Below are 13832 nucleotides of genomic sequence, written 5' to 3' on the forward strand. Positions count from 1 at the left end.
AAGATGAAGGCAACTGCGGGCTTTTTCAAGCCCGCAGGTGGTCGGTTAACCCAACCACCCACATTTGAGCTGCTTAAGCGGGCATTTGACGCTTGCTGAACACAGAGTCGATCAAACCGTATTCGGTTGCACGCTCGGCGCTCATGAAGTTGTCACGCTCAGTGTCACGCTCGATGGTTTCGAGAGTCTGGCCCGTGTGGTGAGCCAGCAGCGAGTTCAAACGATGACGGATGTTGAGGATTTCCTTGGCATGAATGTCGATATCCGACGCCTGCCCCTGGAAACCGCCCAGTGGCTGGTGAATCATCATGCGCGAGTTAGGCAGGCAGTGACGCTTGCCCGGTGCGCCACCGGCCAACAGGAAGGCACCCATGCTGCACGCCTGACCGATGCAGATAGTCGACACGTCAGGCTTGATGAATTGCATGGTGTCGTAGATCGACATGCCTGCAGTCACCGAGCCGCCTGGGGAGTTGATGTAAAGATGGATGTCCTTGTCCGGGTTCTCGGCTTCAAGGAAAAGCAGCTGCGCCGCAACCAGGTTGGCCATGTAATCTTCTACAGGGCCGACCAGGAAGATGATTCGTTCCTTGAGCAGGCGCGAGTAGATGTCATAGGCGCGCTCGCCACGGGCGGACTGCTCGACAACCATCGGGACCAGGCCGCCAGCGGCGTGGATATCAGAGTTCTGCTGAATATAAGAATTGCGGGACATGTCCGGCAGTCACTCCCAAATAGTCTTGTCTGGATACGCATAAGCCAGCTCGAGGCTGGCTTATGGTTGTGTTTTCTAACGAGTCAGAAATCAGTCGGCTTGTGGAGCTTCCACCGGCTTGACAGCTTCTTCGTAAGAGACCGCTTTATCGGTCACCTTAGCCTTCTGCAGAACAGTATCCACAACTTGCTCTTCCAGCACAACCGAACGAACCTCGTTCAATTGAGCGTCGTTTTTGTAGTACCAAGCTACAACCTGCTCTGGCTCCTGGTATGCGGAAGCCATTTCCTGAATCATTTCGCGAACGCGATCTTCGTCAGGCTTGAGGTCGAACTGCTTGACCACTTCAGCTACGATCAGACCCAGAACTACGCGACGGCTGGCTTGCTCTTCGAACAGCTCAGCTGGCAGTTGATCAGGCTTGATGTTGCCGCCGAACTGCTGAACAGCCTGCACACGCAGACGATCAACTTCGTTGGACAGCAGGGATTTAGGCACTTCGATCGGGTTGGCAGCCAACAGACCGTCCATTACCTGATTCTTGACCTTGGACTTGATAGCCTGACGCAGTTCACGCTCCATGTTCTTGCGAACTTCGGCACGGAAACCTTCCAGACCCGTTTCCTTGATACCGAATTGAGCGAAGAACTCTTCGTTCAGCTCAGGCAGCTTAGGCTCGGAAACAGTGTTCACAGTCACGGTGAACTCAGCTTCTTTGCCGGCCAGGTCCAGATTCTGGTAGTCAGCAGGGAAAGTCAGCTTCAGAACGCGCTCTTCGCCAGCTTTAGCGCCAACCAGGCCTTCTTCGAAGCCAGGAATCATGCGGCCCGAACCCAGAACCAACTGAGTACCAGTAGCGGAACCGCCAGCGAATACTTCGCCATCAACCTTGCCAACGAAATCGATGTTCAGCTGGTCATCGTTCTGGGCAGCACGGTCAGTCACTTCAAAACGGGTGTTCTGCTTGCGCAGCACGTCCAGCATTTTGTCCAGGTCGGCATCAGCCACTTCGGCGCTCAGGCGCTCGATAGCGATAGTGTCCAGACCGGTTACTTCGAATTCAGGGAACACTTCGAAAGTAGCAACGTATTCCAGATCCTTGCCTTTTTCGAAGACTTTAGGCTCAACCGAAGGTGCGCCAGCCGGGTTCAGCTTCTGCTCAACCACTGCTTCGTAGAAGGAAGCCTGAATCACATTGCCCAGAGCTTCTTGACGCGCATCAGCTTCGTAACGCTGACGGATCACACTCATTGGCACCTTGCCTGGACGGAAGCCCGGGATCTTGGCCTTTTGGGCAGTCTGTTGCAGACGCTTGTTGACTTCAGCCTCAATACGCTCTGATGGCACGCCAATGGTCATGCGACGCTCAAGAGCGGAAGTATTTTCAACAGAAACTTGCATGGATATTCCTCGTTGCACAGACATTAGCCGGCCGTTTCCGACCCCATAATCAAGGGCAAGCATTCTAGTGGGTCAAACTCAAGAAGTCACCCTACCGCAAACACCCTGAGAAACGGCCGACAGAATTTAAGTAAAAGCAGCCATTCGCCTCGCCTTCTATATAGATAGAAGCGTGTACCGATTATTTGGCGATAACAGGTAGCCTTTGGAGCCACCCAATCTGCGCGCATTGTCACACAAATCGTAAAGGACGCTAAGCATGCGACAAATGAGGCGCCGAGAGACACCCATATGTCCGTTTTTTCAAACTGCAGATACAAAAAAACGCCAGACTATTAATCTGGCGTTTTTTTAAATATGGGGTGGACGAAGGGGATCGAACCCTCGACAACGGGAGTCACAATCCCGTGCTCTACCAACTGAGCTACGCCCACCATAGTGCGCTTAAAACCCTGCTTGCCTGATGCAACAAACAGTTAAAACAAAAGAAAAAAGCCGCTACAAGCGGCTTTGTTCAAATTTGGTGCGGACGGAGAGACTCGAACTCTCACACCTTGCGGCGCTGGAACCTAAATCCAGTGTGTCTACCAATTCCACCACATCCGCAATTCAAACTTTTGAAGCAAAGACGCCAGACTATTAATCTGGCGGCCTTCTAAATATGGGGTGGACGAAGGGGATCGAACCCTCGACAACGGGAGTCACAATCCCGTGCTCTACCAACTGAGCTACGCCCACCATATTGCCTGTACCGCTTACTTGTGCCAAAGCTGCCTAATGGCGCACCCGGCAGGACTCGAACCTGCGACCATCCGCTTAGAAGGCGGATGCTCTATCCAGCTGAGCTACGGGCGCCTTGTTAGCCTGTATTCTTTGACGACTACAAACCAAGTGCTTTCAGTATCACCAAGCTGGACAACAACTTCGCTCTACCTTCTTAACCAGTGCTAGGCTGTGCCCGACAAGTGCGACGAATGTTATAGGTGAGCCTTAAAGTCGTCAACTCTTTTTTGAAAAAAGTTTAGAAATATAAAGGAGTTAGGGCAATAAACAGACCAGGCGCCTTTGCCCTCGCGCCACGGCATGCGAGAATGCACGTCCTTTTTCCACCCTTTACGATGGTTAATCACGCGTAATGACTGCACAACTAATCGACGGTAAAGCGATTGCCGCCAGCCTGCGCCAGCAGATTGCCAAACGTGTCGCCGAGCGTCACGAGCAAGGCCTGCGCACCCCTGGTCTGGCAGTGATTCTGGTCGGCAGCGATCCTGCTTCCCAGGTTTATGTTTCGCACAAGCGTAAAGACTGCGAAGAGGTAGGCTTTCTTTCCCAAGCCTATGATCTGCCTTCTGACACCACCCAGCAGGACTTGACCGACCTGATCGACCGTCTCAATGACGACGCGAACATCGACGGCATCCTGCTGCAACTGCCTCTGCCTGCCCACCTGGATGCCTCCAAACTACTGGAACGCATTCGCCCGGACAAAGACGTCGACGGTTTCCACCCTTATAACGTCGGCCGCCTGGCCCAACGCATCCCGCTGCTGCGTCCATGCACGCCGAAAGGCATCATGGCCCTGCTGGAAAGCACCGGCCAGGATCTGTACGGAATGGACGCAGTGATTGTCGGAGCCTCGAACATCGTTGGCCGGCCAATGGCCATGGAGCTGCTGCTGGCTGGCTGCACCGTGACCGTGACCCACCGCTTTACCAAGGATCTGGCCGGCCATGTTGGCCGTGCCGACCTGGTGGTCGTGGCTGCTGGCAAGCCAGGCCTGGTCAAAGGCGAGTGGATCAAGGAAGGCGCTATCGTGATCGACGTTGGCATCAACCGTCAGGCTGATGGCAAGCTGGTCGGCGACGTGGTGTACGAGACCGCCCTGCCCCGCGCCGGCTGGATCACTCCAGTTCCAGGCGGCGTAGGCCCGATGACTCGTGCCTGCCTGCTTGAAAACACCCTGTACGCAGCTGAAACATTGCACGGCTAAACGTTCAAGCTGCTACAAACACAACGGCACCTTCGGGTGCCGTTGTTATTGGCGCCGCCAAAAGCAGGACAAACAAAAGCCCGCACTTGGCGGGCCTTTATTCATACAACGAGCAACCTAGTCAGCCAAGCGCCAGGTCGTCCCGCCCTTACCGTCTTCCAGCACAACACCCATCGCGGCGAGCTGATCACGAATTCGATCAGACTCTGCCCAGTCCTTACCGGCACGGGCCGCCAGACGCGCTTCGATCAACGCATCTACCTGAGCCGCATCGATCTTGCCTTCAGCACCCGCCTGCAGAAAGTCATCCGCCTCAAGCTGCAACACACCCAACACATCGGCCAGTTGCTTGAGACGCGCCGCCAGACCGGCAGCTGCCTGCAGGTCGGTTTCGCGCAAACGGTTGATCTCACGAACCATCTCGAACAGCACCGCACAGGCTTCAGGCGTACCGAAGTCGTCGTTCATGACCTGGGTAAAACGCTCAACAAACGCCTCACCACCGACAGGAGCAACCTTGGGCAGGCCTTTAAGTGCGTTATAGAAGCGATCCAGGGCCGCTTTCGCATCCTTGAGATTGTCTTCGGAGTAGTTGATCGAGCTACGGTAATGGCTTGAGACCAACAGGTAACGCACAACTTCTGGATGATACTTCTCCAGAACGTCGCGAATGGTGAAGAAGTTGTTCAAGGACTTGGACATCTTCTCGCCATTGATGCGAATCATCCCGCAGTGCATCCAGGCATTGGCGTAGGTCTTGCCGGTTGCCGCTTCGCTTTGGGCGATTTCGTTTTCATGGTGCGGAAACTCAAGATCGCTCCCGCCACCATGAATATCGAAGGTCTCACCCAGGCAGCAGGTAGACATCACCGAGCATTCGATGTGCCAGCCCGGACGACCAGGACCCCACGGCGACTCCCAGCTCGGCTCTCCTGGCTTGACGCCTTTCCAGAGCACGAAGTCCAGCGGATCATCCTTGGCCTCGTCGACTTCGATGCGAGCGCCAATGCGCAGATCTTCAATCTTTTTGCGCGACAGCTTGCCGTAGCCCATGAACTTGGCAACGCGGTAGTACACGTCACCATTGCCCGGAGCATAGGCGTAGCCCTTGTCGATCAAGGTCTGGATCATTGCGTGCATGCCAGGGATATGGTCCGTGGCACGAGGCTCCATATCCGGCTTGAGGATATTGAGCCGCGCTTCGTCTTCATGCATCGCCGCGATCATGCGCTCGGTCAGCGCCTCGAAAGGCTCGCCGTTCTCCCGGGCACGATTGATGATCTTGTCTTCGATGTCCGTGATGTTTCGCACGTAGGTCAGGTTGTAGCCGCTGAAACGCAACCAGCGGGTCACCAGATCGAACGCAATCATGCTGCGGCCATGACCAATGTGGCAGTAGTCGTACACGGTCATGCCGCACACGTACATGCGCACATTGTTACCGTCCAGCGGCTTGAATACTTCTTTGCTCTTGGTGAGCGTGTTGTAGATCGTAAGCACGGCTTTTTCCTTCAAAACTTGATCACTGGCCCCACGAATCACGCAAGGTCACGGTACGGTTGAATACCGGGTGACCGGGTTTCGAGTCCTTGATATCCGCGCAGAAGTAACCTTCGCGCTCGAACTGGAAACGGTCTTCCGGCTGTGCATTACCCAGCGAGGGCTCAGCACGACAACCGGTAAGAACCTGCAGCGAGTCAGGGTTGATGTTTTCCAGGAAACCGGCGCCATCCTCGGCCTTTTCAGGGTTCGGCGAGCGGAAAAGACGGTCATACAAACGCACTTCGCATTCGACGCTGGCAGCAGCCGGCACCCAATGCACAACACCTTTGACCTTGCGACCTTCAGGGTTTTTACCCAGGGTTTCAGGATCGTACGAGCAATGCAGTTCGACGATGTTGCCATCGGCGTCCTTGATCGCTTCGTCAGCACGAATCACATAGCTGCCGCGCAAACGCACCTCGCCCGCAGGCTCAAGACGCTTGTAGCCTTTTGGCGGCTCTTCCATGAAGTCGTCACGGTCGATGTAGATTTCACGGGCGAACGGCAATACCCGCACCCCCATGTCTTCTTTCGGGTGACAAGGCAGTTCAAGGTTTTCGACCTTGTCTTGCGGGTAGTTGGTGATGATGACTTTCAGCGGGCGCAGTACGCACATGGCACGGGGTGCGCTGTGGTCCAGATCGTCACGAATGCTGAATTCCAGCATGCCGAAGTCAACCACACCGTCAGAACGGTTGGTGCCGACCATGTCGCAGAAGTTACGGATCGACTTGGGCGTGTAGCCACGGCGACGGAAACCCGACAGCGTGGACATGCGCGGGTCATCCCAGCCATTGACGTGTTTTTCGTCAACCAATTGCTTGAGCTTGCGCTTGCTGGTGATGGTGTAGTTCAGGTTAAGACGGCTGAATTCGTACTGACGCGGGCGCGCAGGCACTGGCAGGCTGTCGAGGAACCACTCATACAACGGGCGATGGCTTTCGAATTCCAGGGTGCATATCGAATGGGTGATCCCTTCGATGGCGTCCGACTGACCGTGCGTGAAGTCATAGTTCGGGTAGATGCACCACTTGTCACCGGTCTGGTGATGGTGGGCGTGGCGGATGCGGTACATGATCGGGTCGCGCAGGTTCATGTTCGGCGAGGCCATGTCGATCTTGGCCCGCAGTACGCACTTGCCGTCCTCGAATTCACCGGCCGTCATGCGGGCGAACAGATCAAGGTTCTCTTCGACACTGCGGTCGCGGAACGGGCTGTTCTTGCCAGGCTCGGTCAGGCTGCCGCGGTATTCCTTGGCCTGCTCGGGTGTCAGGTCGCAAACGTAGGCCTTACCCTCTTTGATCAGGTAAATCGCCCACTCGTGCAACTGGTCGAAATACTGGGAGGCATAACGCACTTCGCCAGACCACTCAAAGCCCAGCCATTTGACGTCGCTTTCAATGGCGTCGATGTATTCCTGGTCTTCCTTGGCCGGGTTGGTGTCGTCAAAACGCAAATGCGTAACGCCACCGAACTCCTGAGCCAACCCAAAGTTCACACAAATGGATTTGGCGTGACCGATGTGCAGATAACCATTTGGCTCTGGCGGGAAGCGGGTCACGATCTGTGTGCATTTACCCGAGTCAAGGTCCGCCTGAACGATTGGACGCAGGAAATTGGCCGGGACAGCAGGGCCAGCCTTTGGATTCAGAGTGGGGTCGACAGTGGGCTTGCTCATAGGATCCTTGAACGTAACAGGGTGCGCGGCCTGGGTCGGCCGACTAAATCAAAGCGCCTATCATAGCCGATGCCGCCAAGTCACTGACAGAGCAGGTGCTCAATCAAAGCGATTGAAATGCCGGCTTTTAGTCCCCATATGGGAAAAACACCATCGAAATGCCGTGCGGGCACGCTAAACTCCGCCCGCGGCTGTATCTACCCAGCCAGCCTGGGGGATTGAGGTGCGTGTCACCGCGCCCAGGCCCGACGAATTCTCTGATAGAGCGATAACGACCATGACCAAAGTAAAACTGAGCACCAACCACGGCGACATCGTGATCGAACTGAACGCTGAAAAAGCACCGATCACCGTTGCCAACTTCATCGAGTACGTTAAAGCCGGCCACTACGAAAACACCGTTTTCCACCGTGTAATCGGCAACTTCATGGTCCAGGGCGGCGGTTTCGAGCCAGGCATGAAAGAAAAGAAAGACAAGCGCCCAAGCATCCAGAACGAAGCTGACAACGGCCTGCCAAACGAGAAGTACACCGTGGCCATGGCTCGCACCATGGAGCCGCATTCGGCTTCCGCCCAGTTCTTCATCAACGTGGCTGACAACAGCTTCCTGAACCACAGCGGCAAAACCGCTCAAGGTTGGGGCTATGCCGTATTCGGTAAAGTCGTTGAAGGCCAGGATGTTGTAGACAAGATCAAAGGTGTTGCCACGACTTCCAAAGCCGGTCACCAGGACGTGCCTAAAGAAGACGTGATCGTCGAGAAAGCAGAGATCATTGAGTGATACTGCTGATTTCAGATTTGCATCTGGAAGAGGAGCGCCCGGACATAACCCGGGCGTTTCTGGATTTCCTGACCGGGCGTGCCCGCTCGGCTCAGGCGCTCTACATCCTGGGTGATTTTTTCGAAGCCTGGATTGGCGACGATGCGATGACGCCCTACCAGCGCTCGATCTGTGAAGCGCTGCGAACACTGAGCGATACCGGCACCAAGATTTTTCTGATGCACGGCAACCGCGATTTCTTGCTTGGCCAGGCCTTTTGTAAAGCGGCTGGCTGCACCCTGATCAAAGACCCCAGTGTTGCGGACTTTTATGGCGAGCCGGTTTTGTTGATGCACGGCGACAGCCTGTGCACTCGCGACGAAGCCTACATGCGCCTGCGACGCTACCTGCGCAACCCCATCACTTTGTGGATTCTGCGCCACCTGCCCTTGGGCACGCGGCATAAACTGGCGCGCAAACTGCGCAGCGAAAGCCGTGTCCAGACCCGTATGAAAGCCAATGACATCGTCGACGTGACTCCCGAGGAAGTGCCCCGGATCATGGCTGACTTTGGCGTACGCACCTTGATTCACGGCCATACCCACCGTCCCGCGATCCACAAACTGCTGGTTGCAGATCACGCCGCCAAACGCATTGTTCTCGGTGACTGGGACCGTCAAGGCTGGGTACTGCAAGTGGATGAGCACGGCATGCAACTGATGCCGTTTGATTTCACGCCAGCCTAGATTCAAGAGCCCCTCACCCTGGCCCTCTCCCGGAGGGAGAGGGTAAAAGCCCACATCAATGCCCGCTGGTCGCCGGCCCCGCTTTGGCGGCAAACGGTGGCTTGGCCAGCCATACCAACAAAATCAACCCCATAAACAGCCAGCCCATCATGGTGAAGTAGTCCACGGTGGAAAACATATACGCCTGACTGGTCAGAATCTTATCCATCTGAGCGTAGGCAGGCGTACTGGCACCCCCCAGGCTTTCCAGGGTATGGCGTGTCACCGGGTCATAGGCGCTGATGCTTTCACTCATGTAGGCATGATGCTGATCCGCCCTGCGAATCCAGATCCATGTGGTCAAGGAGGCCGCAAAACTACCCCCCAGGGTCCGCAAGAACGTTGCGAGCCCAGCGCCATCGGCGATCTGGTGCGGCGGTAAATCCGACATCAAAATGGTCAGCGTCGGCATAAAGAACAAGGCCACGCCAATCCCCATAAACAGCTGCACCATCGCGATATGTTGAAAATCCACCTCATTGGTGAAGTCTGCACGCATAAAGCAACTCAGGCCGATGGCCAGAAACGCCAGGCCAGCCAGCAAGCGCAAATCGAATTTATGCGCGTACTTGCCCACAAACGGCGACATCAACACCGGCAAGATCCCGATCGGTGCCACAGCCAAACCCGCCCAGGTCGCGGTGTAGCCCATCTGCGTCTGCAGCCATTGCGGCAAAATCAAATTGATACCGAAGAACCCGGCATACCCCAACACCAGCACAATGGTGCCGATGCGGAAGTTTCGGTGGGCAAACAGACGCAAGTTAACGATCGGATGCTTGTCGGTCATTTCCCAAATGATGAAAGCCGCCAGTGCCACCACCGATAATGCGCTGCCCAAAAGGATGAAGTTGGACTCGAACCAGTCCAGATCATTGCCCTTGTCGAGTACGATCTGCAACGCGCCCACACCAATGATCAGGGTAATCAACCCCACATAGTCCATCGGCTGACGGGTAATCACCACGGGGCGCGACTTCAGTTGCTGGCGAACCACCATCACCGCGAAGATACCGATCGGGATATTGATGAAGAAGATCCAGGGCCAGCTGTAACTGTCTGTGATCCAGCCACCCAGAATGGGACCCGCAATGGGCGCAACCACCGTGACCATCGCCAGCAATGCCAATGCCATCCCCCGTTTCGCAGGTGGGTACACCGCAATCAACAGGGTTTGCGTCATGGGATACAGCGGCCCGGCCACCAACCCTTGCAGCACCCGAAACCCGACCAGTTCAGGCATCGAGGTCGAAATACCGCACAAGAACGAGGCCAGCACGAACAGGATTGTGGCCCACAAAAACAGCTTCACTTCGCCAAAACGGCGACTCAGCCAGCCTGTCAGGGGCAAGGCAATCGCGTTACTGACCGCAAATGAAGTAATCACCCACGTGCCCTGCTCAGAACTCACCCCAAGGTTGCCGGAGATGGTGGGCAAGGCGACGTTGGCGATGGTCGTATCGAGCACCTGCATAAAGGTTGCAAGCGACAGACCAATAGTGGCCATTACCAAGCTGGGAGGGGTAAAAGACGCGTTTGTACTCATCGCAAATCCTTTAAAGCCGGGGATGCAGCCTCGCCGGTGCGGCGAGGCTCATGGATTGGCGAATCAGCGTTGGGCGGCCATATCGCCTGTTGCAGCGCTGTTGCTGTCAATCAAACGCGTGATCAGGGCTTCGGCCTCGGCCAATTGCTGCGCATAGACATGGGTGGTGAACGAGGCTTTTTGCGGCGGTTGCTGGGCCAGCACCGGGCCGCTCTGGTCACGCAGGTTCACATCAACCGTTGTCGACAAACCAACACGCAGCGGATGTGCAGCCAGCTCATCGGCATTGATGTGGATACGCACCGGCACACGCTGCACGATCTTGATCCAGTTACCCGTGGCATTTTGCGCAGGCAGCAGGGCAAATGCGCTGCCCGTCCCGGCACCGATGCTGTCGATGGTGCCGCTGTATTTCACGCTGCTGCCATAGATATCCGATTCAATGTCCACCGGCTGACCGATGCGCATCTTGTGCAACTGGGTTTCCTTGAAGTTGGCATCAATCCACAGCTGATTCAGCGGAATGACCGCCATCAACGCGGTGCCCGGCTGAACCCGCTGACCCAACTGAACAGTGCGCTTGGCCACATACCCGGTGACCGGAGCAATCAGGGTGGAACGGGCGTTTGCCAGGTAAGCCTGACGCAACTGAGCTGCAGCAGCTTTCACATCCGGGTGGTTGGCCACCGAGGTGTTATCGACCAGCGCACGGGTGGTATCGAGTTTTTGTTCGGCATTGCGCAGGGCGCTTTGCGCTGAAGACAGGTCATCCCGGGCATGGGACAGCTCTTCTTGGGAAATTGCCCCGCCAGCCGCCAGACTTTTCCGGCGGTTGTAGTTGTCCTGGTTCTTTTGCACTTCGACCTTCTGCGCAGCCACCTGGGCCTTCATGCCCTTCACGTCACTGAACAGACCACGAACCTGGCGCACGGTACGCGCCAGGTTGGCCTCGGCGCTTTGCAGGCCCACCTGCGCATCGCTCGGATCGAAATTAAGCAGCACCTGGCCCTCATGAACCAGATCGCCATCATCCGCACCAATACTCACCACCGTACCGGTGACAAGAGGCGTGATTTCAACCACGTTGCCATTTACATAGGCATCGTCGGTGCTTTCATTCCAGCGACCATAAAATTCTTCCCAGCCCCAGACACCCAGGCCTGCCAGGATGACCAGAATCGCCAGGCCACTGAGCAAGAGCTTGCGCTTGCGCTGATTACCCGCGTCCTGGGTGTTTTGCGTTTCATTCGGTGTTTGCACAGTAGCCATGACGAGTACCTAAATAATTCTGCCAACAAGGACTTGAGAGGGAACGGCCTCGGCCGTATTGCCGGGCTCAAATCCACCGCCCAGGGCTTGCATCAGTTGTATCGAAAGGTCGATCTGCTCGGCATTCAGGTCCGCCAGCTGACGCTGAGCCAGAAGCAGTTGCTGCTCAATGCTGAGCACGTCCAGGTAGTTACCGACACCGGAGCCATAGCGCTGCAACACGGTATTGAACGAATCCTGAGCGATATCGGTTGCCCGCTGCTGGGCGTTGATTTGCTGCCCCACGGCACTCAGTTGAGCCAGGGTGTTACTGACATCGCCCAAGGCGCCCACGAGTATCTTGTTGTACTGCGCGACAGCCAGATCGTAATTGGCATCCTCGGCATCCAGCCCGGCGCGCAAACGCCCGCCATCAAAGATCGGCAGCGAAATGGCCGGGGCAATATTGAGAAAGCGACTGGCAGACCCGAACAACGCATCCCCCAACAGCGACTGAGTGCCTGCCGCCGCACTCAAGTTGAGATTGGGATAAAAGCGCGTCTTGGCCGCCGCAATATTTTTGCTTGCCGCCTCTACTCGCCAGCGCGCCGCCACCAGATCCGGGCGACGACCCAACAGCTCAGCCGGCAGAGTGCTCGGCAACGCCACGGCGCTCGGCGCCAGAATCTTCGGACGAGCAATATCAACTCCGCGATCCGGCCCCTTGCCCAGCAATACCGCAAGCGCGATGCGTGCACTTTTGAGTTGTTTTTCAGCGCTGATCAACTGCTCCTGAGAACTGGCCTCAAGGCTTTCGGTTTGCTGAAACTGGTAGTGGCTGTCGATGCCGGCTTGCAGACGACGCTTGCTCAGCTCGAGCAATTTGCCGGTACGCTCCAGGTCATCCTTGGCCAGATCACGGACGACAAAGGCATGCCCGAGGCTGCTGTAACCCCGCGCCACATCAGCGGCCAGAGTCAGGCTTGCGGCCTGGCTGTCGACTTCGGCCGCGCGGGCTTCGCCCAACGCTGCCTCCCAGGCATCACGCTGGCCGCCCCACAGATCGAACGTGTAATTAAACGTCAGACTGGCATCGCGCAAGGTGTCGTATCGACCACCCTGCCCGGTCGGATCTTGAGAACGCGACAAGCGCGAACGCGAGACATCGGCTTCGGCATCCAGGGTCGGCATGCGTGCGGCATTGGCCGCACCGGCCGCAGCAGTCGCCTGATGCGCACGAGCACTGGCTATTTGCATGTCCGGGCTGTCGCGCAAGGCTTCTTGAATCAGGCCATCCAGCTGCCCGTCCCCCAAACGCTTCCACCAGTCTTTTTCTGGCCAGGCTGCGGGTGTAACCGCAATGCCGTTGAGCGACTGGGCGGCCTTGAGGTTTTTCGCCTCCTGGCTTACGCCCACGGTGTTCAGACCGCTATAGCTGGCGCAACCCGCCAGTACCATCGACGTAAAAACCAGGCTCAGGCCTGTACGCAGCGTTATATGGCTCATTTTTCACCTAAACGCATGACAGTGATCGGATCACCCGCTGCCAGCAGTATTTTCTTGAGGATCTGTTCCAGGCTTTGCAACTCTTGCGGGCTAATGGCGCTTGCCAACTGATTCATCGCGTCAGCGCCAATCTGCGGCAATTGGCTGGCCAGCGCCTGCCCGTCGTCGGTCAACACCAGCCGCACCTGCCGCCGATCGGCTTCGGAACGCTGGCGCATCAACAGATTTTTTTGCTCGAGACGGTCAAGCATGCGGGTCATCGAGCCACTGTCCAGAGACAGGTGGCGGCAGAGTTCGGCCGGGGTATCGACGTCGTACTGGGCCATGATGATCAGAACCTTGAACTGCGCCGCCGTGATGCCGTAAGGCTCCATATGGCGGTCGATGATCCGGTCCTTGAGCATGGCCGTGCGCCCCAGGAGCATGCCCAGGGTGCAATTTTGGAAGTTATCGGGATGGAAATGCTTCATCAGGGCACCAGGAAGCTGCCTAGGCAGTAATGTTTCTAAATATTACTGTCTAGGCAGCTAATGTCAAGCCGATAATTAGGCAGCTATCTATCTGGCTGTAAGCATTCACCTTTTCTGTAGTCGCTGCCGAGGAACGAGGCTGCGATCGGCGGCGCAGCCGTCGAAAAACCTGAAATCGCGGTCTTTCTGTT

General features: G+C 56.4%; 11 protein-coding genes and 4 tRNA genes. 3 read left to right on the forward strand and 12 right to left on the reverse strand.

The features are described from left to right. Nucleotides 1-73: 73 nt before the first annotated feature. The 6 genes from clpP to V6P94_RS20750 all read right to left on the reverse strand — a co-directional run bounded on the left by clpP (nucleotide 74) and on the right by V6P94_RS20750 (nucleotide 2971). Nucleotides 74-715, reverse strand: coding sequence for an ATP-dependent Clp endopeptidase proteolytic subunit ClpP (clpP, locus tag V6P94_RS20725; protein WP_016782312.1), 642 nt, complete (start codon nucleotides 713-715; stop codon nucleotides 74-76). 90 nt (nucleotides 716-805) lie between these two features. Beyond that, nucleotides 806-2116 carry a trigger factor gene (gene tig / locus V6P94_RS20730; RefSeq protein ID WP_133077955.1) on the reverse strand — a complete coding sequence of 437 codons (1311 nt, stop codon included), beginning with the start codon at nucleotides 2114-2116 and terminating at the stop codon, nucleotides 806-808. Between the two features lie 358 nt (nucleotides 2117-2474). Then, nucleotides 2475-2550, reverse strand: a tRNA-His gene (locus tag V6P94_RS20735). An 87-nt stretch (nucleotides 2551-2637) separates the two neighbouring features. Next, nucleotides 2638-2722, reverse strand: a tRNA-Leu gene (locus tag V6P94_RS20740). 56 nt (nucleotides 2723-2778) lie between these two features. Then, a tRNA-His gene (locus tag V6P94_RS20745) sits at nucleotides 2779-2854 on the reverse strand. A gap of 40 nt (nucleotides 2855-2894) precedes the next feature. After that, nucleotides 2895-2971 (reverse strand) — tRNA-Arg (locus V6P94_RS20750). A 280-nt stretch (nucleotides 2972-3251) separates the two neighbouring features. On the opposite strand from V6P94_RS20750, the gene folD reads away from it, so the two are divergent. Continuing rightward, a complete protein-coding gene (folD, locus tag V6P94_RS20755) occupies nucleotides 3252-4106 on the forward strand; it encodes a bifunctional methylenetetrahydrofolate dehydrogenase/methenyltetrahydrofolate cyclohydrolase FolD (protein ID WP_235574359.1) in 855 nt (284 codons plus the stop codon). Nucleotides 4107-4223: 117 nt separating this feature from the next. On the opposite strand, the gene cysS is transcribed toward folD, so the two are convergent. Further along, nucleotides 4224-5606 (reverse strand): cysteine--tRNA ligase, encoded by a 1383-nt coding sequence (gene cysS, locus V6P94_RS20760; protein ID WP_133077957.1) that lies wholly within the window; start codon nucleotides 5604-5606, stop codon nucleotides 4224-4226. Between the two features lie 22 nt (nucleotides 5607-5628). Next, entirely contained in the window at nucleotides 5629-7326 is a 1698-nt protein-coding gene (locus V6P94_RS20765) for a glutamine--tRNA ligase/YqeY domain fusion protein (protein WP_133077958.1), read from the reverse strand. A 277-nt stretch (nucleotides 7327-7603) separates the two neighbouring features. Between V6P94_RS20765 and V6P94_RS20770 the strand changes: the two genes are divergently transcribed. After that, entirely contained in the window at nucleotides 7604-8107 is a 504-nt protein-coding gene (locus tag V6P94_RS20770) for a peptidylprolyl isomerase (RefSeq protein ID WP_019823171.1), read from the forward strand. Further along, entirely contained in the window at nucleotides 8104-8832 is a 729-nt protein-coding gene (gene lpxH, locus V6P94_RS20775; RefSeq protein WP_326397561.1) for a UDP-2,3-diacylglucosamine diphosphatase, read from the forward strand. The genes V6P94_RS20770 and lpxH overlap by 4 nt, the downstream gene beginning before the upstream one ends. A 55-nt stretch (nucleotides 8833-8887) precedes the next feature. Here lpxH and V6P94_RS20780 read toward each other — a convergent pair whose 3' ends face one another. From V6P94_RS20780 to V6P94_RS20795, 4 genes are all read right to left on the reverse strand, one after another. Further along, nucleotides 8888-10417 carry a DHA2 family efflux MFS transporter permease subunit gene (locus tag V6P94_RS20780; protein WP_133077960.1) on the reverse strand — a complete coding sequence of 510 codons (1530 nt, stop codon included), beginning with the start codon at nucleotides 10415-10417 and terminating at the stop codon, nucleotides 8888-8890. Nucleotides 10418-10480: 63 nt separating this feature from the next. Next, nucleotides 10481-11686, reverse strand: a complete 1206-nt coding sequence (locus V6P94_RS20785) for an efflux RND transporter periplasmic adaptor subunit (protein WP_133077961.1) — start codon at nucleotides 11684-11686, stop codon at nucleotides 10481-10483. Nucleotides 11687-11695: 9 nt separating this feature from the next. After that, nucleotides 11696-13171 (reverse strand): efflux transporter outer membrane subunit, encoded by a 1476-nt coding sequence (locus V6P94_RS20790; protein WP_326397557.1) that lies wholly within the window; start codon nucleotides 13169-13171, stop codon nucleotides 11696-11698. Then, a complete protein-coding gene (locus V6P94_RS20795; RefSeq protein WP_133077963.1) occupies nucleotides 13168-13641 on the reverse strand; it encodes a MarR family winged helix-turn-helix transcriptional regulator in 474 nt (157 codons plus the stop codon). The genes V6P94_RS20790 and V6P94_RS20795 overlap by 4 nt, the downstream gene beginning before the upstream one ends. Between the last annotated feature and the right edge of the window lie 191 nt (nucleotides 13642-13832).

Origin of the sequence: Pseudomonas sp. ML2-2023-3 (genome assembly GCF_037055275.1) — a bacterium.
Lineage (GTDB): Bacteria > Pseudomonadota > Gammaproteobacteria > Pseudomonadales > Pseudomonadaceae > Aquipseudomonas.

Excerpts from the sequence above, each read along its gene's own strand:
- clpP (WP_016782312.1), bottom strand. The coding sequence starts at position 715 with ATGTCCCGCAATTCTTATATTCAGCAGAACTCTGATATCCACGCCGCT.
- tig (WP_133077955.1), bottom strand. The coding sequence starts at position 2,116 with ATGCAAGTTTCTGTTGAAAATACTTCCGCTCTTGAGCGTCGCATGACC.
- folD (WP_235574359.1), top strand. The coding sequence starts at position 3,252 with ATGACTGCACAACTAATCGACGGTAAAGCGATTGCCGCCAGCCTGCGC.
- V6P94_RS20765 (WP_133077958.1), bottom strand. The coding sequence starts at position 7,326 with ATGAGCAAGCCCACTGTCGACCCCACTCTGAATCCAAAGGCTGGCCCT.
- V6P94_RS20770 (WP_019823171.1), top strand. The coding sequence starts at position 7,604 with ATGACCAAAGTAAAACTGAGCACCAACCACGGCGACATCGTGATCGAA.
- V6P94_RS20780 (WP_133077960.1), bottom strand. The coding sequence starts at position 10,417 with ATGAGTACAAACGCGTCTTTTACCCCTCCCAGCTTGGTAATGGCCACT.
- V6P94_RS20785 (WP_133077961.1), bottom strand. The coding sequence starts at position 11,686 with ATGGCTACTGTGCAAACACCGAATGAAACGCAAAACACCCAGGACGCG.
- V6P94_RS20790 (WP_326397557.1), bottom strand. The coding sequence starts at position 13,171 with ATGAGCCATATAACGCTGCGTACAGGCCTGAGCCTGGTTTTTACGTCG.
- V6P94_RS20795 (WP_133077963.1), bottom strand. The coding sequence starts at position 13,641 with ATGAAGCATTTCCATCCCGATAACTTCCAAAATTGCACCCTGGGCATG.